The sequence below is a fragment of the Sphingobium lactosutens DS20 genome, from assembly GCF_000445105.1.
GTDB classification, from domain to species: domain Bacteria; phylum Pseudomonadota; class Alphaproteobacteria; order Sphingomonadales; family Sphingomonadaceae; genus Sphingobium; species Sphingobium lactosutens.
On the sequence record NZ_ATDP01000094.1, the window covers coordinates 88,107 to 109,942 of the forward strand.

At 63.7% G+C, this 21,836-nt stretch carries 22 protein-coding genes; 14 read left to right on the plus strand and 8 right to left on the minus strand.

Going from position 1 to position 21,836, the window contains the following annotated elements:
• Window positions 1–3 precede the first annotated feature (3 nt).
• The 7 genes from sufC (at window position 4) to RLDS_RS56305 (ending at window position 4,564) form a co-directional block, all read left to right on the plus strand.
• Window positions 4–750, plus strand: coding sequence for a Fe-S cluster assembly ATPase SufC (gene sufC / locus RLDS_RS43650; protein ID WP_021226736.1), 747 nt, complete (start codon window positions 4–6; stop codon window positions 748–750).
• On the plus strand, window positions 747–1,499 hold the full coding sequence (locus RLDS_RS43655; protein ID WP_021226737.1) for a SufD family Fe-S cluster assembly protein: 753 nt from the start codon (window positions 747–749) through the stop codon (window positions 1,497–1,499). The genes sufC and RLDS_RS43655 overlap by 4 nt, the downstream gene beginning before the upstream one ends.
• Window positions 1,496–2,701 carry a cysteine desulfurase gene (locus tag RLDS_RS43660; protein WP_021226738.1) on the plus strand — a complete coding sequence of 402 codons (1,206 nt, stop codon included), beginning with the start codon at window positions 1,496–1,498 and terminating at the stop codon, window positions 2,699–2,701. The genes RLDS_RS43655 and RLDS_RS43660 overlap by 4 nt, the downstream gene beginning before the upstream one ends.
• The gene (locus tag RLDS_RS43665; RefSeq protein ID WP_021226739.1) at window positions 2,698–3,156 is read left to right on the plus strand and encodes an SUF system Fe-S cluster assembly protein; all 459 of its coding nucleotides are present in this window, start codon (window positions 2,698–2,700) and stop codon (window positions 3,154–3,156) included. Before RLDS_RS43660 ends, RLDS_RS43665 begins: the two co-directional genes overlap by 4 nt.
• Entirely contained in the window at window positions 3,156–3,515 is a 360-nt protein-coding gene (locus RLDS_RS43670) for a HesB/IscA family protein (RefSeq protein ID WP_021226740.1), read from the plus strand. Before RLDS_RS43665 ends, RLDS_RS43670 begins: the two co-directional genes overlap by 1 nt.
• A gap of 22 nt (window positions 3,516–3,537) precedes the next feature.
• Entirely contained in the window at window positions 3,538–4,338 is an 801-nt protein-coding gene (locus tag RLDS_RS43675; protein WP_031298391.1) for a Rossmann-fold NAD(P)-binding domain-containing protein, read from the plus strand.
• A 73-nt stretch (window positions 4,339–4,411) separates the two neighbouring features.
• A complete protein-coding gene (locus RLDS_RS56305) occupies window positions 4,412–4,564 on the plus strand; it encodes a hypothetical protein (RefSeq protein WP_161626735.1) in 153 nt (50 codons plus the stop codon).
• Here RLDS_RS56305 and RLDS_RS43680 read toward each other — a convergent pair.
• On the minus strand, window positions 4,561–5,475 hold the full coding sequence (locus RLDS_RS43680) for a DMT family transporter (protein WP_052034143.1): 915 nt from the start codon (window positions 5,473–5,475) through the stop codon (window positions 4,561–4,563). The genes RLDS_RS56305 and RLDS_RS43680 overlap by 4 nt on opposite strands.
• Before the next feature lie 2 nt (window positions 5,476–5,477).
• Entirely contained in the window at window positions 5,478–6,488 is a 1,011-nt protein-coding gene (locus RLDS_RS43685; RefSeq protein ID WP_031298393.1) for a threonine aldolase family protein, read from the minus strand.
• Window positions 6,489–6,645: 157 nt separating this feature from the next.
• On the opposite strand from RLDS_RS43685, the gene RLDS_RS43690 reads away from it, so the two are divergent.
• Window positions 6,646–7,737, plus strand: a complete 1,092-nt coding sequence (locus RLDS_RS43690; RefSeq protein ID WP_021226744.1) for a branched-chain amino acid aminotransferase — start codon at window positions 6,646–6,648, stop codon at window positions 7,735–7,737.
• 62 nt (window positions 7,738–7,799) lie between these two features.
• A complete protein-coding gene (locus RLDS_RS43695) occupies window positions 7,800–9,008 on the plus strand; it encodes an FAD-dependent monooxygenase (protein WP_021226745.1) in 1,209 nt (402 codons plus the stop codon).
• A gap of 50 nt (window positions 9,009–9,058) precedes the next feature.
• On the opposite strand, the gene RLDS_RS43700 is transcribed toward RLDS_RS43695, so the two are convergent.
• Both RLDS_RS43700 and acs read right to left on the minus strand, forming a co-directional pair.
• The gene (locus RLDS_RS43700; protein ID WP_021226746.1) at window positions 9,059–9,571 is read right to left on the minus strand and encodes a cytochrome b; all 513 of its coding nucleotides are present in this window, start codon (window positions 9,569–9,571) and stop codon (window positions 9,059–9,061) included.
• A gap of 41 nt (window positions 9,572–9,612) precedes the next feature.
• Entirely contained in the window at window positions 9,613–11,559 is a 1,947-nt protein-coding gene (gene acs / locus RLDS_RS43705; protein ID WP_021226747.1) for an acetate--CoA ligase, read from the minus strand.
• A 185-nt stretch (window positions 11,560–11,744) separates the two neighbouring features.
• Here acs and RLDS_RS43710 point away from each other — a divergent pair, with 185 nt between their 5' ends.
• On the plus strand, window positions 11,745–12,416 hold the full coding sequence (locus RLDS_RS43710) for a glutathione S-transferase family protein (RefSeq protein ID WP_021226748.1): 672 nt from the start codon (window positions 11,745–11,747) through the stop codon (window positions 12,414–12,416).
• Between the two features lie 35 nt (window positions 12,417–12,451).
• Here RLDS_RS43710 and RLDS_RS43715 read toward each other — a convergent pair whose 3' ends face one another.
• Together RLDS_RS43715 and RLDS_RS43720 are read right to left on the minus strand one after the other, a co-directional pair.
• The gene (locus RLDS_RS43715) at window positions 12,452–13,612 is read right to left on the minus strand and encodes a GGDEF domain-containing protein (protein WP_031298395.1); all 1,161 of its coding nucleotides are present in this window, start codon (window positions 13,610–13,612) and stop codon (window positions 12,452–12,454) included.
• A gap of 71 nt (window positions 13,613–13,683) precedes the next feature.
• On the minus strand, window positions 13,684–14,565 hold the full coding sequence (locus tag RLDS_RS43720; protein ID WP_021226750.1) for a LysR substrate-binding domain-containing protein: 882 nt from the start codon (window positions 14,563–14,565) through the stop codon (window positions 13,684–13,686).
• A gap of 337 nt (window positions 14,566–14,902) precedes the next feature.
• On the opposite strand from RLDS_RS43720, the gene RLDS_RS43725 reads away from it, so the two are divergent.
• The 4 genes from RLDS_RS43725 to RLDS_RS43740 all read left to right on the plus strand — a co-directional run bounded on the left by RLDS_RS43725 (window position 14,903) and on the right by RLDS_RS43740 (window position 20,628).
• Window positions 14,903–17,191 carry a CDC48 family AAA ATPase gene (locus tag RLDS_RS43725; protein WP_021226751.1) on the plus strand — a complete coding sequence of 763 codons (2,289 nt, stop codon included), beginning with the start codon at window positions 14,903–14,905 and terminating at the stop codon, window positions 17,189–17,191.
• 127 nt (window positions 17,192–17,318) lie between these two features.
• Entirely contained in the window at window positions 17,319–17,966 is a 648-nt protein-coding gene (locus tag RLDS_RS43730; protein WP_021226752.1) for a class I SAM-dependent methyltransferase, read from the plus strand.
• 107 nt (window positions 17,967–18,073) lie between these two features.
• Window positions 18,074–19,174 (plus strand): helix-turn-helix transcriptional regulator, encoded by a 1,101-nt coding sequence (locus tag RLDS_RS43735; RefSeq protein WP_021226753.1) that lies wholly within the window; start codon window positions 18,074–18,076, stop codon window positions 19,172–19,174.
• Between the two features lie 188 nt (window positions 19,175–19,362).
• Entirely contained in the window at window positions 19,363–20,628 is a 1,266-nt protein-coding gene (locus RLDS_RS43740; protein ID WP_021226754.1) for a glutamate-5-semialdehyde dehydrogenase, read from the plus strand.
• Window positions 20,629–20,706: 78 nt separating this feature from the next.
• Here RLDS_RS43740 and kdsA read toward each other — a convergent pair whose 3' ends face one another.
• Window positions 20,707–21,534: a 3-deoxy-8-phosphooctulonate synthase gene (gene kdsA, locus RLDS_RS43745; protein WP_021226755.1), complete on the minus strand. Its 828-nt coding sequence runs from the start codon at window positions 21,532–21,534 to the stop codon at window positions 20,707–20,709.
• 7 nt (window positions 21,535–21,541) lie between these two features.
• Window positions 21,542–21,835, minus strand: a complete 294-nt coding sequence (locus tag RLDS_RS43750; RefSeq protein WP_021226756.1) for a hypothetical protein — start codon at window positions 21,833–21,835, stop codon at window positions 21,542–21,544.
• Window position 21,836 lies beyond the last annotated feature (1 nt).

Consider the following 21,836-nt stretch of genomic DNA (forward strand, 5'->3'; position numbering starts at 1 on the left):
CCAATGCTGACGATCAACGACCTCACCAATGAAATCGACGGCAAGCCGATCCTCAAGGGCCTGTCGCTCTCCATCAAGGCGGGGGAAATCCACGCGATCATGGGGCCGAACGGCGCTGGCAAGTCGACGCTGGCCTATACGCTGGGCGGTCGTCCGGGCTATGAGGTGACGGGCGGCGAGGCCGCCTTTGACGGTGTGAACTTGTTCAGCTTGGACCCGCATGAGCGCGCGGCCGCCGGGCTGTTCCTGGGGTTTCAATATCCGGTCGAAATTCCCGGCGTGTCGAACCTGCAATTTCTGCGCGAGAGCCTCAACAGCCAGAAGCGCGCACGCGGCGAAGCGGAGCTGAATGGCGGCGAGTTCATTCGCCTGGCCAAGGATAAGGCGGCGCTGCTTGGCCTCGACATGGAAATGCTGAAGCGTCCGGTGAATGTCGGCTTTTCCGGTGGTGAGAAGAAGCGCGCCGAAATGGTGCAGATGGGCATTCTCGACCCCAAGCTGGCTATCCTCGATGAAACCGATTCCGGGCTCGACATCGACGCGCTCAAGATCGTGGGCGCAGGCATTAACGCGATCATGCGCAAGCCCGACAAGGCGGTGCTGCTCATCACCCATTATCAGCGGCTGCTCGATTATGTGAAGCCGGACTATGTGCATGTCCTGGCCGGCGGCCGGATCGTCAAGTCAGGCGGCCCGGAACTGGCGCTGGAGCTGGAGCGCGAAGGCTATGCGGAGGTCGTGGCCGCGTGACCGCGCTCGCCCTTCCCACGCGCCGGGACGAAGCCTGGCGCTATAGCGATCTGGATGCGCTTGCGAGTGTCTGGCCAGTGCCCGATGCGACCCGCATCACGGTTGCAGCCGGCGAAAGCGGGCACGACCATCTGTTGCAGGACGCCGACACCGATACAGCGGCCGTGCATGACTATGTCATCGATATTGCAGACGGCGCGCGGTTCGATTTCCACCTGCTCAATATCGGTGGCAAGCTTGGACGCGTCACTTTCGGTGTCACACTGGGCAAGGGCAGCCATTTTGAATTGAGTGGCGCGATCATCGGCGGCGGCGACCAGACTCTGGAAATCGTGACAAGGGTCACGCATGCCGAGCCGGATGCGACCAGTGGCCAGACGATCCGGTCGATCCTGGGCCAGCGCGCCACCGGCAGCTATCTGGGCAGCATCAATGTCGCCCGCGACGCGCAGCGCACCGATGCCTTTCAGTCGGTCAAGGCGATGCTGCTCGATCGCACGGCCACCGCCAACGCCAAGCCGGAACTGGAAATCTTTGCCGACGACGTCAAATGCGCGCATGGGGCGACGGTCGGCGAACTGGATCGGCAGGCGCTGTTCTACATGGCGAGCCGCGGCATGGACCCGGCAACGGCCAAGACATTGTTGCTCAAGGCGTTCGTCGCCGGCGTGTTCGACGATGTAAGCGACGAAGCGGTGAAGGACCGGCTGGAGGCTGCCGCGATCGCGAAGCTGGAGACGTTGGTATGACGAACCTCGCTCAAGGGTTGCGACTGCGGGACGATTTTCCCGGTGTCGGCGACTGGCATTATCTCGACAGCGCCGCGACCGCGCAAAAGCCCCAGGCCGTGATCGACGCCATCGCCCGCGCTTATGGGGCCGACTATGCGACCGTGCATCGCGGTGTCTATGAACGCTCGGCCAATATGACGCTGGCCTATGAAGCCGCGCGGCGAAAGGTGGCGCAGTTCATCGGCGCGGCGTCCGATGCCGAGATTATCTATGTGCGCGGCGCGACCGAGGGGATCAATCTGGTCGCGCACAGCTGGGCGGGCACGCAGCTCAAGGCGGGCGACCGCATCCTGCTGTCCACGCTGGAGCATCACAGCAATATCGTCCCTTGGCAGATCGTGGCCGAACAAGTCGGCGCACAGATCGACGTCGTGCCACTGACGCAGGATGGCTGTATCGACCTTGACGCCATGGCGGCGATGATTACGCCCGCGCACAAGATGGTGGCGCTGGCGCATGTTTCCAATGTGCTGGGCAGCGTCCTCGACTGCCGCCGCGCGGCCGACATCACGCACGGCGTGGGCGCCAAAATCCTGATCGACGGCTGCCAGGCCGTCCCGCGCCTTGACGTCGATATGGCCGCGCTTGACTGCGACTTCTACGTCTTTTCCGCGCACAAGCTTTATGGCCCGACCGGCATCGGCGTGCTGTGGGCGCGCCAGGAACTGCTGGAGAAGATGCCTCCCTATCAGGGCGGTGGGTCCATGATCGACAAGGTGACGTTCGAAAAGACGAGCTATGCGCCTGCGCCGACGCGTTTCGAAGCGGGGACGCCGCATATTACCGGCGTGGTCGGCCTGTCGGCCGCGATCGATTATGTGCAGGCGATCGGGCTGGATGCGATCCATGCGCATGAATGCGCGCTTGTCGCAAAGGCGCGATCGGCACTTGAGGATCTGAACAGCGTGCGGCTGTTTGGACCGGACACTTCGGCTGGAATCCTCTCTTTTGAAGTTCAGGGGGTTCATCCGCACGACGTCGGCACCATATTGGATGAAGGCGGCGTCGCCATCCGGGCCGGCCATCATTGCGCCCAGCCGTTGATGAACCATCTGGGTGTCGAGGCGACCGCACGGGCCAGTTTCGGCCTGTATAGCGATGATAGCGATGTGGACGCGCTGGTGCAGGGTCTGGCGCGGGTAAGGAAGATTTTCGGATGACCGACGAACGCAGAATCATGGTCGAGGAAGTGGATGCGATCGATGCGCCGCCCAAGGCGCGGGTCGACGCGGCGGAGCCTGCTCCACGCCAGCGCGACTATCTGGACGGATTTCTGACACAGGCGCCCGCGCCGCAACCTGCTGGCGAGCCGGGCGGCGACCTGTATGAAGCGGTGATCGACGCGCTCAAGGAAATTTACGACCCGGAAATTCCGGTCAATATCTATGATCTGGGCCTGATCTACGGCGTGGATATCAGCGAAGGCCATGTCGCCGTCACCATGACGTTGACGACGCCGCACTGCCCGGTCGCTGAATCCATGCCGGGTGAAGTCGAACTGCGCGTCGGCGCCGTGCCGGGCGTGGGCGATGCGGAGGTCAACCTTGTCTGGGACCCGCCATGGGACCCGCAGAAAATGAGCGACGAAGCCAAGCTCGAATTGGGAATGCTGTAATGATGACAGAAACCAAAGCGCGCGCCCGTCCCGCTGCCGTCATCCTGACGCCCAATGCCGAGGCGCGCATTGCGGATCTGATGGCGCAGGCGCCCGAGGGGACGATCGGCGTCAAGCTGTCGACCCCGCGACGGGGCTGTTCGGGACTTGCCTATTCGGTCGATTATGTGGCGGAAGAGGCCAAGTTCGACGAGAAGATCGAAACGCCCGGCGGCACCTTCTACATTGACGGCGCATCGGTCCTGTATCTTGTCGGGTCGACCATGGATTGGGTCGAGGATGATTTCACCGCCGGCTTCGTCTTCAACAATCCCAATGCCAAGGGCAGCTGCGGCTGCGGCGAAAGCTTCACGGTCTGAACATTGGCCGGCTGATCCTTTGATGCCCCACATGCTCATTTTCGGCATGGGATATACCGCTTCGCGACTGGCGGATCGGTTGCGTGAGCATGGCTGGCGCGTGACCGGCATTCGGCGCAGCGTTGATGCCGGGTCCGAAATTCTCGCTTTTGATGATGAGAGCGCCATTCGTTCTGCTTTGGCTGAGGCGAGTCACATTCTCTCATCTGTGCCACCTGCTGGCGATGTCGATCCCGTGCTTGATCTTCATGGGCCAGCGATCGCCGCCGCACCCGCCGTCTGGACCGGCTACCTCTCCTCCACCGGCGTCTATGGCGACGCCAAGGGGGCGTGGGTGGATGAAAGCGCCCCAATCGGTCTTGGTCGTCGTACGGCCCGCGCACAGGCGGATGAGGATTGGGGCGGCTTGCGGGACGATATGCGCCGGTTCCGCCTGCCGGGCATCTATGGCCCCGGCCGCTCCGCGATCGACCGCGTGCGCGAAGGGCGCGCCCATCGGATCGACCTTCCTGACCAGATTTTCAGCCGGGTCCATGTCGATGATATCGTGACGGGCGTGATCGCCTCGTTTGAAGGGCCGCCCGGCATCTATAATCTGGCCGACGACCTGCCCTGCGCGCACAATCGTGTGATCGAACTGGCGTGCGATCTGGCCGGGACGCCATGGCCACCGCTCCAGTCGCTCGACGCGGCGGGACTGTCCCCCATGGCGCGGGGCTTTTATGCGGAAAATCGCAGGGTCGCCAATGGTCGTGCAAAGCGCTTGCTGGGCTGGGCTCCACGCTATCCCACCTATGTCGAAGGTCTGCGCGCCTGCCTTTGAGTGGCGCGGTGTGGTTTACGCCTTGTTAACCCACACCGCGCGACAAAGGGCCATCGTTCCAAGAGGATATTTGATGACCCGCTTCGACCAGGCCTTTGCAGCTATTTCCGACCGAATGCATCAACCATTTGCGCCGCAGGCTAGAAGAGTTCAGGCGTCGTCCCTCCCCAGCCTGATCGAGCGCGTGAACAGCGCTAAGCTGCGCTATCGGCCCGGTCGAAGCTAAGCCATTTTTGACCGCAGGGCGACGACCATGCCAGCAATTGCCAGCAAGGCCCCCGGCGCGGCGAAACCAGTCCAGCGATAGCCTTCTAACAGCGTGGAAATGAGCATCGCGATCACCGGTATCAGGACGGACGTATAGGCGGCGCGCCCCGCGCCGATCGTCTGGATCAGACGGAAATAAAGCGGAAAGGTGACGACCGATCCGGCAATGCCCAGATAGGCGATGCCGGCCAGATAGCCCAGCCGCCACTCAATGACAGGGGGGCCTGCCGTGACCCACGCAAAGACGGCGTCGATCGCCGCGCCGATCAGCATCGCCCATGCCAGCACGGCCATCATGGGAAGCCGCCGGGCAATTTCGGTGCCCTGCATGACATTGGCCGCCGACGCGCTCAGCAATCCCAATATCGAGAAGGCAGCGCCCAGCAATATGGCGTCCGGCACGACGTCAGCCGCGCGATATTCATGGACAAGCATCATGATGATGCCCGCCGTCGCAATTGCCGACCCGACGATGAAACCGCGCGTGACCGGCTGACGAAAGGCGAGGAAGGCAAGCAGCGAATTGGGGATCAGCAGCATTGCGTAAACGACAGCGACGACGCCGGAGGTCAGATACTGCTCGGCGCGATAGACAAAATTGAAGTTGAGCACGAATTGCGCGGTGCCAAGCAGGCCGGCGAACAGCATGCCCGCCCCGCCGATGCGAAGCGGCACGCCGCGCACGCGCGCGAAGATCGCCATGGCGATCCCGGCCAGCAAAAAGCGGTAGCAGACCGACCAGCTAGGCGGCACGCTGCCCAGCTGGTCCCGGATCACGATCCAGGTCGAACTCCAGATCAGCGTGACAAGCGCGAAGGGAATCAGGACTGCCTTGGCCGTGTCGGCAGGAACCGATGGCGCGTCAGCCACGATCAAAGCCGGGCGAGCGCCGCAGCGAGCGGCGCGACGGTGGCTTCATCCTGCGACCAGTTCGTGACCAGTCGCGCGGCTCCATGGCCCCAATCGTGAAAACCAAAGCCCTGGGCGCGCAACGTCGCGGCTTCCTCCGCCGTCAGGCGCACGAACAGTTCATTGGCCTCGACAGGGTGCATCAGACGGTTCCCCGCCTCTTTGGCGAGGATCTGAGCCGCCGCATTCGCGGCGTTAGCGTTGCGAAGCCACAGGTCATCTTCGATCATCGCCAGCAATTGCGCGGCGAGATAGCGCCCTTTGGAGAAAAGATGCCCCGACCGCTTGCGCCAGCGCCGCGCCTCTGCTGCACGGTCCCGCGCCTGCGGACCGAAGAAGAGCAGCGCCTCGCCGATCATGCCGCCATTTTTCACGCAGCCAAAAGTCAGCGCATCCACGCCCGCGCGCCATGTCACATCTGCCGGCGCGCAGCCCAGATGCGCCACGGCGTTGGCGAACCGGGCGCCATCCATATGCAATCCCAGGCCATGCGCCTTGGCGACATCCCCCAGCGCCGCGACCTCTTGCGGTGTGTAGACAAGGCCATATTCGGTGGCGTTGGTGATGCTGATGGCGCGGGCGGGCACCTGATGCACATCCGGCCTGATCGCCTTCAGCCGGTCGCGAACGGCGTCCGGCGTCAGTTTCGCCCCGACACCCGGCAGCGGCATCAGCGTCGCGCCATGGGTGAAGAACCCCGGCGCGCCGCACTCGTCCACGACGATATGCGCCTCTTCATGGGCAATCACGCCGCCATAAGCGGGGCAGAGGCAAGCCAGCGCGATGCTGTTCGCCGCCGTTCCGCTGGCGATCCACAGGGCCTGCACCGGGGTTTCGAACAAGGCGGAGAAAGCATCGTCCAGCCGCGCGCTCCATGCGTCGCCATCATAGCCATGATCGGCCCGGTCGGCGGCGGCGATGGCGGCCATGACGTTCGGGCAAACAGGCGTCGCATTGTCGGAAAAAAAGTGCATGGCATGGCGATAGCGAGCCGTCCGCCGAACGGGAAGGGGCCATCGGGGACGCTGTGGCCCTGTGCGTGCTGATTAGGTCAGTATAGATGACCAATTGTTTCGCGCGCTGCTCTGTGACATAGGCGGCGCGTCCTATCCATGCACAAGGAGTCCCGCCATGGACGTCGAGCAGAAGTCGCGCTTCACCGTCAATCGCAGCAGCCAGGCTGTGGCAGCGGACCAGCGCGCGATCCTGCTTGCCGACCCGGGTTTTGGCCGGGTGTTTACCGATCATATGGTGACCATCCGCTACACGGAAGGACAGGGGTGGCACAGCCATAAGGTGGGGCCTCGTGAACCCTTCCAGATGCATCCGGCCTGCGCGGTGCTCCATTATGCCCAGGAAATCTTCGAAGGCATGAAGGCCTATCGCCTGAACGATGGCCAAATCGCCATGTTCCGACCGGAAGAAAATGCCCGCCGGTTCATGGAATCGGCAGAGCGTATGGCCATGCCCGCGCTGCCCCAGGACCTGTTTCTGGAGGCCGTCGCTGAACTGGTGAAGATCGACGCGGACTGGATTCCCGAAGGGGAAGGCAGCCTCTATCTGCGCCCCTTCCTGTTTGCGAGCGAGACCTTCCTGGGCGTGCGTCCGTCCAATGAATATATATTCTGTGTCATCGCCTCGCCCGCCGGCGCCTATTTCAAGGGCGGTAGCAAGGCTGTGACCTTGTGGGTGTCGGAACATTATAGCCGCGCCGCGCGCGGCGGCACCGGCGCCGCCAAATGCGGCGGCAATTATGCCGCCAGCCTGATCGCGCAGAAGGAAGCGATCGGCCATGGCTGCGATCAGGTCGTCTTTCTTGACGCCGCCGAGAATAAATGGGTCGAAGAACTGGGCGGCATGAACGTCTTTTTCGTCATGGATGACGGATCGCTCGTGACTCCGCCCCTTGGTGGGACCATCCTGCCCGGCATCACGCGGGCGTCGATCATCGATCTGGCCCGCGCCCATGGCCATGACGTGCGCGAGGAACCCTATAGCTTCACCCAATGGCGGGACGATGCCGCCAGCGGCCGACTGCGCGAGGCCTTTGCCTGTGGCACCGCTGCCGTCGTCACGGCGATCGGCACGGTCAAGAGCAGCGGTGGCGACTTTACGATCGGCAATGGCGATGGCGGCATCGTGACCGAAAAGTTGCGCGCGCAGCTGACCGGTATTCAGCGCGGCACCGTCACCGATCCGGCAGGTTGGGTACATATCGTCTGATTTCGCGTGGTCCGCTGCCGGGCCGTCTTTCCATTTCCCGTGGCAGGACCTAGATACGGGGAATGGAACGCTACGACGTCGTCATCCTGGGCGGGGGGCTTGTCGGCCTCACCCTGGGCATCGCCCTTTCCGGACATGGCGTGAAGACCGCCATCGTCGATCCTGCCGACCCTGTCGATATGACGGCGGCAGGGTTCGACGGGCGCGTGTCGGCGATCAGTTCGACAAGCTATGCCATGCTTCAGGCCATTGGTGTCGCGCGGCATCTGGATGGCAAGGGCTGTCCGATCGATCGCATATGGGTCAGCGACGGGCTGGAACCGGGCGCGCTGGATTTCGTGCCCGATGCTGATGATGGCCTGATGGGAACGATGTTTCCCAACCGGGATCTGCGGATCGCGCTGGCGCAGACGGCGGCGGAGGCCGATAACCTGATCTTCTATCAGCCCGATCGCGCGACGGCCGTCGATCGCGGCAGCGATGGGGTAACACTGACGTTGCAGAATGGCGCGACGATCGGTGCGCCCTTGCTGGTCGCGGCCGAGGGGCGAAACAGCCCGACGCGTGAAGCAGCCGGCATCCGCACAACCCGCTGGCAATATAGCCACACGGCCATGGTCACGGCGATCGACCATGAGATACCGCATGCCAATACCGCGTATGAGATTTTCTATGTGGGCGGCCCCTTCGCCCTGCTGCCGATGTTGCCAGGGACCCGGTCGGCTGTGGTCTGGACCGTGCCGACGGGTCAGGCGCCCGCCATGCTCAAATTATCCGAACGGGCCTGGCTGGCAGAGGCGCAAAAGCGGATTGGCGGCTTCCTGGGAGACATCAGCCTGGCCGGACCGCGTTCCTCCTATCCGTTGGGCTTTCACCATGCCGCGCGCATCACGGATACCCGCCTGGCGCTGGTGGGGGATAGCGCCCATGCGATCCACCCCATCGCCGGCCAGGGTTTGAACCTGGGATTCCGCGATGTCGCCGCGCTGGTGGAGGTTCTGGTCGAAGGCATGCGCCTGGGCCTAGACCCTGGCGATGCGCAGCTGCTCGCGCGCTATCAGCGCTGGCGCGGGCTCGATGCCTTGATGACCAGTGTCGCCATGGACGGTCTGGTGCGTCTGTTCGATATTCCCGGCAAGCTGCCGTCTCTGGCGCGGCGAGCGGGCCTGGCTATGGTGCAGCGCACGCCCATGCTCAAAGGCCGCTTCATGGCGGAAGCGCGAGGCCAATCGGGGGCACTGCCGCGGCTGCTCGCCGGCGAAAGGCTCTGACGCCTGCGTGATCGCGGCAATAGCTTCCGGTAGCCCTTATCGGTCGCCGTTCAGGTCATGCGGCGCAAGACATCATCCTTTAGCACCAAATGATGACGCAGCGCCGCGCCGATGTGGAGCAGCAGCAGCGCGCTCCATAGCCATGGCAGCAGTTCGTGCGATTCGTGCGCCAGGCTAGTGAGGGCGTCCTCCCGGCCCACGGCAAATTTGGGCACGTCGAACAGGGCGAACCAGGTGAGCGGTCGGCTGCCGGCGGACGTCATGATCCAGCCGGACAGGGGAACGACTAGCATCAAGGCATAAAAGGCCAGATGCGTGACATGCGCCGCGCTCTTCTCCCATCCCGGCATCTCTTTGGGAAGAAACGGCGGCCGATGTGTCAGGCGCCAGACGATGCGGCAGACCGTGAGCGCCAGTACCGTCAACCCGATCGACTTGTGAAGGGGCATGACGCCCCAATCGCGCGGCAGCGCCTCATGCGCGAATCCAAGCACCAGATTGGCGATGATGAGCGCCGCCATGATCCAGTGCAGCGCCCGGGCGACGACGGTATAACGGGTCAAATTTCGCTCCCTGTGTCTCTGGAACCGGCACTCAGGCCCGCTTATGCACCCTGACGATTGGCGACCAGATTATCCACCACGGAAGGGTCGGCGAGCGTGCTGGTGTCACCCAATGCCTGTGCCGACACCTCCCCCTCGGCGATTTTGCGCAGGATCCGGCGCATGATCTTGCCGGAGCGGGTCTTGGGCAGGCCAGGCGCAAACTGGATCACATCCGGCGTTGCGATCGGGCCGATTTCCCGCCGCACCCAGTTCACCAGCGTCTTGCGCAGCTCGTCGCTGGCTTCATCGTCATTATTGAGCATGACATAGGCGTAGATGCCTTGGCCCTTGATATCGTGAGGAAAGCCGACCACCGCGGCTTCTGCCACGCTTTCATGCAGCACCAGCGCGCTTTCGACTTCCGCCGTCCCCATGCGGTGGCCCGACACGTTGATGACGTCGTCCACCCGGCCCGTGATCCAGTAATAGCCGTCTGCGTCCCGCCGCGCGCCGTCGCCGGTGGTATATTTGCCGGGGAAGGTCGTGAAATAAGTCTGAAAGAAGCGGTCATGATCGCCCCAGACCGTCCGCATCTGCCCAGGCCAGCTTCGTGCGATGACCAGATTGCCCTCGGTCGCGCCTTCCAGCACTTTGCCTTCGGTATCGACGATCTGCGGCACGACGCCAGGCATGGGCAGGGTCGCCGATCCGGGTTTCAGATCAGTTGCGCCGGGCATGGGCGCGATCATCGCCCCTCCGGTTTCCGTCTGCCACCAGGTGTCGATGATCGGGCAGCGATCCTCGCCGACCACATGATGATACCAGCGCCAGGCTTCGGGATTGATCGGCTCGCCAACCGTGCCGAGCAGGCGCAACGATGCGCGACTGGTCGTCTTCACATGGTCGTCGCCTTCCTTCATCAGCGCGCGAAGCGCCGTGGGGGCGGTGAACAGGGTCTGGACCTGGTGGCGATCCACGATCTGCCAGATGCGCGCGGGCGTGGGATGATTCGGCACGCCTTCATACATCAGCGTCGTCGCCCCATTGGCGAGCGGCCCATAGACGATATAGCTGTGGCCTGTGACCCAGCCGATATCGGCGGCGCACCAATAGACGTCCCCCGGCCGATAGTCGAAGCATAGTTCATGGGTCAGGCTGGCCCAGAGCAGATAGCCGCCGGTCGTATGAAGCACGCCCTTGGGCTTACCGGTGGAGCCGGAGGTATAGAGGATGAACAGCGGGTCTTCCGCCTGCATGGGTTCGGCCGGGCAGTCGGCTGCGACCTTTTCCGCTGCTTCATGCAGCCACAGGTCGCGGCCCGGCTTCATGGGGATATCGGACCCAGTCGCCTTGACCACGATCACCGACTTGACGCCGGGGCAGTCTTCAAGGGCTGCGTCGACATTGGCCTTGAGCGCCACTTTTTTGCCGGCGCGGCAACCTTCATCTGCGGTCACGACGATGGTGGAGTCGCAATCTTGAATGCGGCCACACAGCGCATCGGGTGAAAAGCCACCGAACACCACCGAATGGATCGCGCCGATCCGCGCGCAGGCGAGCAGCGCGAACGCCGCTTCCGGTATCATCGGCAGATAGATGGTGATCCGGTCGCCCTTCTTCGCGCCCGCTGCCTTGAGCACATTGGCGAAGCGACACATCTCGGCATGAACCTGGCGATAGCTGTAACGGCGCGGCTGGCCGTCGGGCGAATCGGGTTCCCAGATGATCGCGGTCTGGTCTCCACGTTCTTCAAGGTGTCGGTCCACGCAATTGACGCTGACATTCAAGACGCCGTCCGCGAACCATTTGATGCCGAAATCCGCTTCGTCGAAACTGCTTTCATCGGCGCGCGTGGGTGGGGTTATCCAGTCCAATCGCTGCGTGCGCTCCAGCCAATAGGCGTCGCTGTCTTTGATCGAGCGGGCATAATCGGCTTCGCGCTTGGCCCGATCCATATAGGCTCCCTCGACCCAGGCTTGCGGCACGGGGAAGAAATCTTCAGGCATCGGCTATCCTTTCCAAGGCGAAATCCATTATCGGCGCTCTTCTATCGTCCGGTTTCCGTCGCTGAAAGGGGCGATGCGCTCGGCAGCCGCCATCCTTTCGGCCAATGCGCTGGGCGACCATGGGTGTCATGCGATCGCTTTTGCCGCTTCCCCCGCGACGCGCCTGCGCCTAACAGACGGTTTCTATGTGGCTGCTCTATCAATTCCCCCTATGCCCTTTTTCCCGCAAGGTCCGGCTGCTGCTGGGCGAAAAGGGCATCGGATATGATCTGGTGCGCGAATCGCCATGGGCGATGCGCGACGAATTTCTGGATCTCAATCCCGCCGGATTGACGCCTGTGATGACGGATCAGGAACGGGGCGTCACGCTGCTCGACAGCCAGGCGATCTGCGAATATTTCGAAGAGACGGTGGAGAAGGTCCCCCTTATCTCAGGGACCGCCGCCGGGCGTGCCGAAGTCCGCAGGCTGACCGCCTTTTTCGACCAGAGCTTCTATGGCGACGTGGTCGGCCCGCTTTTGCATGAACGCATGAAAAAGCGATTCATCGAACGCGCGCCGCCCGACGCCAGAGTGTTGCGCGAAGCGATGAAGCGCGCGAACGTCCATATGGATTATATGGACTATCTGCTCGATCATCGTAGCTGGATGGCGGGCGGCACCCTTAGTCTGGCGGATATCGCCGCCGCTGCGCATCTGTCCGTCGCCGATTATCTGGGGGGCATCGACTGGGCCGGCCATGAGCCGGTGCGGCGCTGGTATGCCGGATTTAAGTCACGGCCGTCGTTCCGCCCGCTTCTGTCCGAACGGATGGAGGTCATCGCGCCGCCACCGCATTACGAAAAGCCTGATTTCTAGGATTCCAAGGCCTGCGGCCCTTCGCGTCCAAACGGTCAATCCGTTTCGGCGGCCAGATAGACGCGATTGCGGCCATGTTCCTTGGCCAGATAAAGCGCGCGATCGGCAGCCTTGAGCGCGGCGCGGGGATCGTCAAAGGCCAGAACATTGGCGACGCCCGCTGAAAAGCTCACCCGGTCCATGCGTTCGCCATTGGTGCGGTTGACCAGGCTGCGGCTGGCAAGGTCTTCGCGCACTTCGTCGACCGCTTCGCATGTCTCTGCAGCCGTCTTGCCCCGGAACAGCATCACAAATTCCTCGCCGCCATGTCGCGCGACATGACAGCGATCATCCGACACCTTGGCGAGCAAGCCCGCCACGAATTTCAGCACACGGTCGCCGGTATCATGGCCGTGCGTGTCGTTGATGGCTTTGAAGTGGTCGATATCGCAAAAGGCGATGGACAAGGACTCGTTCGCCGCTTGGGCCTCCGCGACTTCGTCCCGCAACCGCGCTTCAAAGGCGCGACGGTTGGGCAGGCCGGTCAGATGATCCTGTTCGGCAGCGCGACGGGCGGTTTCCAGACTGGATTTCAGCGCCTGCGTCTGTTTCTGATTCTCGCGCAGTTGGGTTTCCACGGCCCGCGTTTTTTCCACCATCGACCGGGTCAGACCGACCAGGCGGGCCAGCACCGGCTCGCCCTCGGCCACGTCAGCCAGATCCTTCGCCTGCTCCTGCAACGCCGCACCATAATCCTTCGCTGACTTGCGCGATTCGTGCATCAGGCCGGTGAACTGGTCGAGATTTTCCTCCACCTTGTCCAACATGGTGGCGAGCGATTCGGGCGTGACTTCATCCGCGCGCTGTTCAGCCGCCAGGCTTTCAACCCAGCCATTGGTGATCTTGCCGCGCTCCATCATGACGGCGCGAATGGCTTTTTCGACGCCGATATTCGCGCCGGTCAGATAATCGAGCGCGACGCTGAAATTGATTGCCGTCAGGTCCAGATCATGCGCGAAGAGGAAGTCGCCAATGTCGGCATAAAGCTGACGCCGCCGATTGATTTCGCGATTGGCGGCGGTGCCGGCCCGTTGACGGGTCGCCGCCTCAGCCTCCTGCGGCTCATCCGGTCGCCCGGACAGTCCCTTCGCCCACCGCGCCAGGCGGTCGGTCAGCCCGTGTTGCGCATTGGCGGATGAAGATGGTGCCCCGATCATGACCTTCATAACGGCCGCGCAAGGAGAGGCTTAAATGCGTGGCGCCAAAGAATCGTATCGCCTTGTGCGGCCTAGATTTCGGCAGCCACCAGCCAGTCGCGAAAGATGCGTACGGCCCGCGTCTGCAGCGCGCGCGGGCGGCACACGAAGAAATAGCGATAGGGGCTTTCGACATGGATGGGGAATAGACGCACGAGCCGGGGGTCCTTGGACTGCTCGAAATGGCTGGCGTGCATGACGGCAACGCCCAGCCCCTGCGCGGCAGCTTCCAGCATCAATTGGCCCGAATCATAATTGTCGACGGCCAGCGGTTGCAGATCGGGCAGGCCGGCGGCTTCCTTCCACGCGTCGAAGGACAAGGCCATGTCGCGGTGAAGCAGGATCGTCTGCTGCGCCAGTTCCTCGGGCGATTTGAGCGCCTGGGGCCCTTCCAGCAACTGCCGGCGGCCGATCAGATAGACTTGCTCATGGTCGAGTTCATGCGCGTACAGCGCGGGATCAATGTCCTTGGCCATCAGGACGATCGCAGCGTCCAATCCTTCGCCGAGCCGCGCCACGGCATGGGGCGTGGTTTCAATGTCGATATGCAGTTGCGGATGCTGTTGCCGCAGCCGACCCAGATGCGGGAACAAGCGCTGCGTCGCGAACAGAGGCATGACGGCAAGCCGCAGGCGCAGCTGGTTGCCCCCGCTCTGAATATTTTCCAGCGCTTGGCTGAGCGAATCCAGCGCCGGCGCGATATCGTCGAGCAGTCGCTGACCGTCGATATTGATCTCCAGCGCCTGATGCTTGCGGTCGAACAACGGCCGCCCGATGAATCGCTCCAGCGCTTGGACGCGGCGGCTGAGCGCCGGCGTCGACAAGGCAAGTTCCTCCGCGGCAGCCTTGACGGAGCCAAGGCGGGCGACCTGAACAAAGGCCTCCAGGGCCGTAAGGGGCGGCAATCTGCGCATAATCTGTCACAAGTCCGAAGCCGATCCGCTGCGCCGCGTCAATTCTCTTTATCGAACGGCGCGCTTCCCGGTTCCAAGCATCCTGTCCGCAATGAGCAGGAAAATGCGAAAAATGGCAAGATGCATTTTTTGCAACCTTAACTTTCATTTCGCACTTGCGAAAGAACGCATTGCAATGCACATAGGACAGGCCTTTCAGGCATCCTCTCCTAAAACTTTACGGGCTGGCCCACCGGGTCGGCCCTTTTTTTGTTGTAGGTCGCTGCATCGGCAGGGTCTTTCCGACCGGCTTTGCGTTCCCTATCTCGTTTCGGAACGAGAAAGATGGGGAAGCCGCGTGGCTGATCAGGAACAAACCGGACGAAGGATACAGGTCGCCAATGCGCGGCCGGAGGATGCGGGGCGCGGATTGGCGCGCTTGCCACTGGCGGTGATGGCCCAGTTGCAGCTCAGTGAAGGCGACGTGATCGAAATCGTGGGCAAACGCAACACGCCTGCGCGCGTGGTGCGGCCCTATAAGGAGGATGAAGGGCTGGACGTCCTGCGGCTTGACGGATTGCAGCGCGCCAATGCCGGCGTCGGGTCCGGCGACTTCGTCCAAATCAGCAAGGCCGAGCCAAGGGCGGCGCAGCGCGTTGTGTTCGCGCCTGCACAAAATAACCTGCGCCTGCAAGGCAATCCGGAGGCACTGAAGCGCGTATTCTTCCAACGCCCGCTCGCGGCGGGCGATGTAGTGGCGACGGCTGGGCAGCAACAGGTGCCCCCGGGGGACATGCCCCCACAATTGCGCCAGATGCTGGCGGCGCCCGCCTATGCCTTGCAGGAAATCCGGCTGGTGGTGGTGTCGACGACCCCTAAGGGCATCGTCCACATCGATGCGGACACCGAGGTGGAACTGCGCGCCGAATATGAGGAGCCGCGCGAATCCCGCCGCGCCGACGTTACCTATGACGATGTCGGCGGCATGGCCGAAACGATCGACCAGCTGCGCGAGATGGTCGAACTGCCGCTGCGCTATCCCGAGTTGTTCGAGCGGCTGGGCGTTGACCCGCCGAAGGGCGTTCTGCTGCACGGGCCGCCGGGCACGGGCAAGACCCGGCTCGCCCGCGCCGTCGCCAATGAATCGGAAGCCGAGTTCTTCCTGATCAACGGTCCGGAAATCATGGGTTCGGCCTATGGCGAATCCGAAAAGAAGCTACGCGAGATTTTCGAGGAGGCGGCGAAGGCGGCGCCGTCGATCCTGTTCATCGACGAAATCGATTCGATCGCACCCAAACGCGGCAATGTGACCGGCGAGACGGAAAAGCGCCTGGTCGCGCAATTGCTGACGCTGATGGATGGGCTGGAGCCGCGCACCAACTTGGTGGTCATCGCGGCGACCAATCGGCCCGAAGCCATCGACGAAGCATTGCGCAGGCCCGGCCGCTTCGATCGGGAGATTGTCGTTGGCGTGCCGGACGAGCGCGGTCGCCGCGAGATATTGGGTATCCATACCCGCGGCATGCCGCTGGGCGATCGCGTGGACCTGACCGAATTGGCGCGGATGACCTACGGCTTTGTCGGCGCTGATCTGGCTGCGCTGACACGCGAAGCGGCGATCGAAGCGGTGCGCCGCTTCATGCCGCGCCTCAATCTGGAGGAAGGGACGATTCCCGCCGATGTGCTGGAGGAGCTGTCGGTCACGCGCGAGGACTTCATGTCCGCGATCAAGCGGGTGCAGCCGTCCGCCATGCGCGAGGTCATGGTGCAGGCACCCAATATCGGCTGGTCTGACATTGGCGGTCTGGATGATGCGCAGATGCGTTTGAAAGAAGGCGTCGAGCTGCCGCTCAAGGACCCGGATGCCTTCCGCCGCATCGGCATCCGTCCGGCAAAGGGCTTTTTGCTTTATGGCCCCCCGGGCACCGGCAAGACGCTGCTGGCGAAGGCGGTCGCGCGTGAGGCGCAGGCCAATTTCATTGCCACCAAGTCGAGCGACTTGCTGAGCAAATGGTATGGCGAAAGCGAGCAGCAGATTGCCCGCCTCTTCGCCCGTGCGCGGCAGGTGGCGCCCACGGTCATTTTCATCGACGAACTGGACAGCCTGGTCCCGGCGCGCGGCGGCGGCCTTGGCGAGCCGGCGGTGACGGAGCGGGTGGTGAACACGATCCTGGCCGAGATGGACGGACTGGAGGAACTGCAATCCGTCGTGGTGATCGGCGCGACCAATCGGCCCAACCTGGTCGATCCTGCGCTATTGCGGCCCGGTCGGTTCGACGAACTCGTCTATGTGCCGGTGCCGGAGGAAGCGGGGCGCCGTCGCATCCTGGATATCCATACGCGCAAGATGCCGCTGGCCGACGATGTCGACCTGGATGCGCTGGCGCATCGGACCGAGCGGTTCACCGGCGCGGACCTGGAAGACCTTGCGCGGCGCGCGGGGCTGATCGCGCTTCGTCAGTCACTGTCGGTCGATGCCGTCACCATGGCGCATTTCGAGGCGGCGCTGGACGAAACCCGCGCATCCGTCACGCCGGAGATGGAGCGCGAATATGAGCAGATCCAGGCGACATTGAAGCAGAGCGCGATGCAGCTCGATCCGATCGGCTTCGTGTCGCCGGGCATGTTGCGCGCCCGAGAACGCTAGGATCATGCGGATGACGGAATGAACACTTCCGTCATCCGCACGTTACCGCCCCATGACCCGCAAAGCCGCTTGCCAGCGGACTCTGATTTTGCGAGGCCGAAACGAACATGACAGACAGGCGGTTTTGATGGCGTCCCTTCCCTTCAAGGACAAACATAAGACAGGTTTCAAAAGCGCCCATGGTGGCTCCTTCCTGAAGCAGTGGACCATCTTCTTCCGCCAGTTCCTGAAGCATCCGGGTATGATCGGGTCGGTGATCCCGTCGTCCCGCACGCTGGTAGACGCCGTGCTGGAGCCGGTGGATTGGGAGCGGACGCGGTTGTTCGTGGAATATGGACCGGGCGTCGGCACCTTCACTCGCCCGATCCTGGAGCGGATGCATCCCGATGCGACGCTGATCGCGATCGACCTCAATCTGGATTTCGTGGCCTGGCTGGACGCGCAGATCGACGACCCCCGGCTGCGCGTGGTGCACGGGTCGGCCATCGATGTGCGACGCTTCATTCGTGAGGCGGGATATCAGCAGGCCGATTACGTGGTGTCCGGGTTGCCTTTTTCGACGTTACCGGATGGCGTAGGCGGCGCGATCTGCGCGGAGACGCGCGCGGCACTTAGACCGGGCGGCGAGTTCCTCATTTATCAATATTCGCGCTATGTGATGCGCCTGCTGACGCCGGTCTTCGGTGCGATCAGCGATCGGCTGGAGTGGCGAAATATCCCGCCGTGCCGGGTGATTCGCGCCACCAGTGACGAGGCATTGGCTGAGGCGGCCTGAGACTGTCCGAGGTTCGTCAACGGCTGCACCTTTGTTCGCCATGTCTGGCGATTGACTTGGCCCCTTTTGTAGAGGACGAAAGTCGGGGGTAACATGTGGGGCTGGCGATGGCATCTGCTGTCGGGAATGGCGGACAATGGGCGGATATTTTCACCGCTGCGGCGTTGGAGCCGCATCGTTGGGACGACGCGTTGCGGGCCATGGCGCAGGCTACGGGATCGCGGCATGGGCAGATGGTAGGCTTTGGTCCGGCGGGCGCGGCATTCAACTGGATCAGTGATGTCGATTCAGCGCTGATACCCGCCAGCCTGTCCATCGATCATGGCTCCCCCACCGTGAATTACCGCGTCGGCGCAGACCTGCTACCGAATCAGCCGGCAATCGTGCATGAGGCGCATTATGACGAGGCGCGCCAGAGACTAAGTGCGGCGGACTATTTGGATTTATGCGCCGATTTCGACATTTTCGACGGATGCCAGACCCGCCTGCACGTCGGGCCGGACGGGATGATCGGGCTGGCCTTGCTGCGTTCGTCAAGCAACGGTCGCACCACGGTCGAGCAGCGCGACCTGTTCGGTCAGATTGCCGGCCATGCTCGCGTGGCGGCGCGGTTGCAGCAGGCGATCGAGCGGCAGGGATTTGCGCTGCTGGCAGGCACGTTCGAGGCGATGGATCGCGCCTGCTGGCTGGTCGATGCCACAGGACGGGTGGGCGGCATGACGCCGGCGGCGGAGGCGATGCTGAGCATAGGCGTTCTGCGGCTGGCCGAGGGATATTTGACCTGTGACCGGGCCGCGGACAGCCGAGCCCTGAGCCGGGCGGTGCGCGCCGTCCTGGCCGCGCCGGCGCTGGCCGCAGACCCGGTGATCGTGACCGATCGGGATGGCCATGTGCGCCTGTCCGTCGAATGCTATCCCTTGCCCGCGCGTCCATGGGCGCTGCCCTTTGCGCCGCGCGCCATCATCGTCGCGCGCACCGGCGCGCCTGCCGATCGTCAGGTGCAGCAGTTGATGCGCATGTTTCGGCTGACGCCCGCAGAGGCGGATATCGCCGTGCGGATCGCGTCCGGCCATAGTCGGCAGCAGGTCGCCGCCGCGCGCGGGGTGACGCCCGAAACGCTCAAGGTGCAGTTGCGCAGCATCTACGACAAGACCGGCTGCGGGCGGGAGGCGCAGCTGGTCCGGCTGGTGGGGCTGCTGACGCAATGACGGTACGGCATGGTGACCTTACCCCCGGCGGGGTATGCGCCGACTTGGGCGAATCGCTATAAGGGTCGGCGTGACAGTATCGCTGTCTGTCGGCTGCCGGATCATATGCGACCCATGGTCCGGCCGCCGGCTTTGGATCGCCCGCCTTTCATGCTAAGTCGCCGCGCGACCGATTGGCGAGACATGCGATGAACGACCTGACACAGACCCCCGAAATGCTGATCGCGACCATGGGTGCGCGGGCGCGCCGCGCCGCCGCGACCATTGCGCAGGCGAGCGACGCGCAGAAGGCCGATGCACTGCGCCGCGCCGCGCAGGCGTTGCGCGACCAGGCCCCGGCGATCATCGCCGCTAATGCGCGGGACATGGAAAATGCCGCGGCCAATGGCCTGTCGCCCGCCATGCTGGACCGGTTGAAGCTGGACGAGGGGCGGATCGCGGGCGCGGCGGCTGGCGTCCAACAGGTCGCGACGCTCGCCAGCCCGCTGGGATCGATCATCGACCGGCAGGTGCGGCCCAACGGGCTGGAACTAAGCCGCGTGCGCGTGCCGCTGGGCGTGATCGGCATCATTTACGAAAGCCGCCCCAATGTGACCGCCGACGCGGCCGCGCTGTGCCTGCGGGCGGGCAATGCGGTGATCCTGCGCGGCGGCAGTGAGGCGAAGGAAAGCAATCGCGCCATCCATGCCGCGATGCTGGAGGGGATCGTTGCGGCGGGCCTGCCGGCAGACGTAGTGCAACTGGTCCCGACGACCGATCGCGCGGCGGTGGGTGCGCTGCTCAAGGCGGCGGAGTTTGTCGACCTGATCGTGCCGCGCGGGGGCAAGAGCCTGGTGGCGCGGGTGCAGGAAGAGGCGCGCGTGCCCGTGCTGGCCCATCTGGACGGCATCAACCACAGCTATGTCGATGGCGCGGCCGACCCGGCGATGGCGGAAAAGCTGGTGGTGAACGCCAAGATGCGCCGGACCGGCATTTGCGGGTCGACCGAGACGGTGCTGATCGACCGGGCGTATGCGCAAGGGCCGGCCCTGGTGCGGGCGCTGATCGAGGCGGGCTGCGAAGTGCGGGGCGATGAGGCGGTGCAGGGCATGGACGCGCGGGTGAAGCCGGCGCAGGAGGCGGACTGGGACACTGAATATCTGGACGCGATCGTGTCGATCCGGCTGGTGGACGGGCTGGACGAGGCGATCGCCCATATCGCGGCCCATGCGAGCCACCATACCGATGCGATCATCACCGAAGACGGCGCGCGGGCCGAGCGCTTCCTTAACGCCGTCGACAGCGCGATCGTCATGTGGAACGCATCGACTCAGTTTGCCGACGGCGGCGAGTTCGGGCTGGGCGCGGAGATCGGCATTTCGACCGGGCGATTGCATGCACGCGGGCCGGTCGCGCTGGAAGGGCTGACGACATATAAATGGATCGTCCGGGGGACCGGGCAGGCGCGGCCCTGACCCATAAGCCGTTTGCGACAGCAAGTGCGACATATCGGAAGATTTCGCACTTCGTTAGTTAGCTAACTAAGTGTAGGATCAGGCCTTGGCGATTGCGTCTATCGCCTTGAGCCTCTCCAGCATCGGGCCGACCCAGTCGAGCGGCAGCATGACCGGGCCGTCCGACGGCGCATTGTCGGGATCGTCATGCGCTTCGGCAAAGATGGCGGCAACGCCGGCGGCGACCGCGCTGCGGGCCAGAAGCGGCGCATAGTCGCGCTGGCCGCCCGACGCCGATCCGAGGCCGCCGGGCTGCTGCACCGAATGGGTGGCGTCGAAAATCACGGGATAGCCGGTCTGCGCCATCACAGGCAGCGCGCGCATGTCGCTGACCAATGTGTTGTAGCCAAAGCTGGCGCCGCGTTCGGTGAGCAGGATGCGATCATTGCCGGTCGATGCGACCTTCTGCGCCACCGCCGCCATGTCCCAGGGGGCGAGGAACTGCCCCTTTTTGACATTGATGACCGCGCCGCTGCGCCCGGCAGCGAGCAGCAAGTCCGTCTGGCGGCAGAGAAAGGCGGGAATCTGTAGGATATCGACGGCTTGCGCTGCGGCCTCCACCTGATCGGGGCCGTGAATGTCGGTCAGCACCGGGCAACCGAGCGCGGCCTTGACCTCCGCCAGGATGGCGAGGCCAGCGTCGATGCCGACGCCGCGCCTGCCCGATACCGATGTGCGGTTCGCCTTGTCGAAGCTGCTCTTGAAGATGAAGGGCACGCCCGCCTGCGCGGCGGCGCGCGCCAGCGCATCGGCCATGAACAGCGCATGGTCGCGGCTTTCGATCTGGCAGGGGCCGGAGATGAGGACGAAGGGCAGGTCGTTGCCGATGGTGATCGGGCCGACCGCGACATGGCGGGGGGTGGTCATGGCGCGATCATTTGGGCGCTTTTGCAAAGCGGCGCAACAATTGCCCGCGCCACAGCCCCTTGCCGGGATGATAATTCCAGCAGAACCAGCCAAAGGCGAGGCAGGCCAGCAGCGAGGGCAGCGCCATCGGATCGCCATTGGCCCGCATATGGCGGTAAAATTCCATGTCGGCGCGCCAGCGGTCGCGTTCGCTGCCGCCGCCATTGATGCCGTAGAGATTGTCATGGCGCCGGCAACCGACATTGCGGTTGTATTTCCGGTGGTCGATGAAATAGCAGTAATCGCGTTCGGGCGTGCTCATG

Coding starts and splice junctions, on each gene's coding strand:
- sufC (WP_021226736.1), top strand. CDS start 4: ATGCTGACGATCAACGACCTCACCAATGAAATCGACGGCAAGCCGATC.
- RLDS_RS43660 (WP_021226738.1), top strand. CDS start 1,496: ATGACGAACCTCGCTCAAGGGTTGCGACTGCGGGACGATTTTCCCGGT.
- RLDS_RS43665 (WP_021226739.1), top strand. CDS start 2,698: ATGACCGACGAACGCAGAATCATGGTCGAGGAAGTGGATGCGATCGAT.
- RLDS_RS43670 (WP_021226740.1), top strand. CDS start 3,156: ATGATGACAGAAACCAAAGCGCGCGCCCGTCCCGCTGCCGTCATCCTG.
- RLDS_RS43675 (WP_031298391.1), top strand. CDS start 3,538: ATGCCCCACATGCTCATTTTCGGCATGGGATATACCGCTTCGCGACTG.
- RLDS_RS56305 (WP_161626735.1), top strand. CDS start 4,412: ATGACCCGCTTCGACCAGGCCTTTGCAGCTATTTCCGACCGAATGCAT.
- RLDS_RS43685 (WP_031298393.1), bottom strand. CDS start 6,488: ATGCACTTTTTTTCCGACAATGCGACGCCTGTTTGCCCGAACGTCATG.
- RLDS_RS43690 (WP_021226744.1), top strand. CDS start 6,646: ATGGACGTCGAGCAGAAGTCGCGCTTCACCGTCAATCGCAGCAGCCAG.
- RLDS_RS43695 (WP_021226745.1), top strand. CDS start 7,800: ATGGAACGCTACGACGTCGTCATCCTGGGCGGGGGGCTTGTCGGCCTC.
- acs (WP_021226747.1), bottom strand. CDS start 11,559: ATGCCTGAAGATTTCTTCCCCGTGCCGCAAGCCTGGGTCGAGGGAGCC.
- RLDS_RS43710 (WP_021226748.1), top strand. CDS start 11,745: ATGTGGCTGCTCTATCAATTCCCCCTATGCCCTTTTTCCCGCAAGGTC.
- RLDS_RS43715 (WP_031298395.1), bottom strand. CDS start 13,612: ATGATCGGGGCACCATCTTCATCCGCCAATGCGCAACACGGGCTGACC.
- RLDS_RS43720 (WP_021226750.1), bottom strand. CDS start 14,565: ATGCGCAGATTGCCGCCCCTTACGGCCCTGGAGGCCTTTGTTCAGGTC.
- RLDS_RS43730 (WP_021226752.1), top strand. CDS start 17,319: ATGGCGTCCCTTCCCTTCAAGGACAAACATAAGACAGGTTTCAAAAGC.
- RLDS_RS43735 (WP_021226753.1), top strand. CDS start 18,074: ATGGCATCTGCTGTCGGGAATGGCGGACAATGGGCGGATATTTTCACC.
- RLDS_RS43740 (WP_021226754.1), top strand. CDS start 19,363: ATGAACGACCTGACACAGACCCCCGAAATGCTGATCGCGACCATGGGT.
- kdsA (WP_021226755.1), bottom strand. CDS start 21,534: ATGACCACCCCCCGCCATGTCGCGGTCGGCCCGATCACCATCGGCAAC.
- RLDS_RS43750 (WP_021226756.1), bottom strand. CDS start 21,835: ATGAGCACGCCCGAACGCGATTACTGCTATTTCATCGACCACCGGAAA.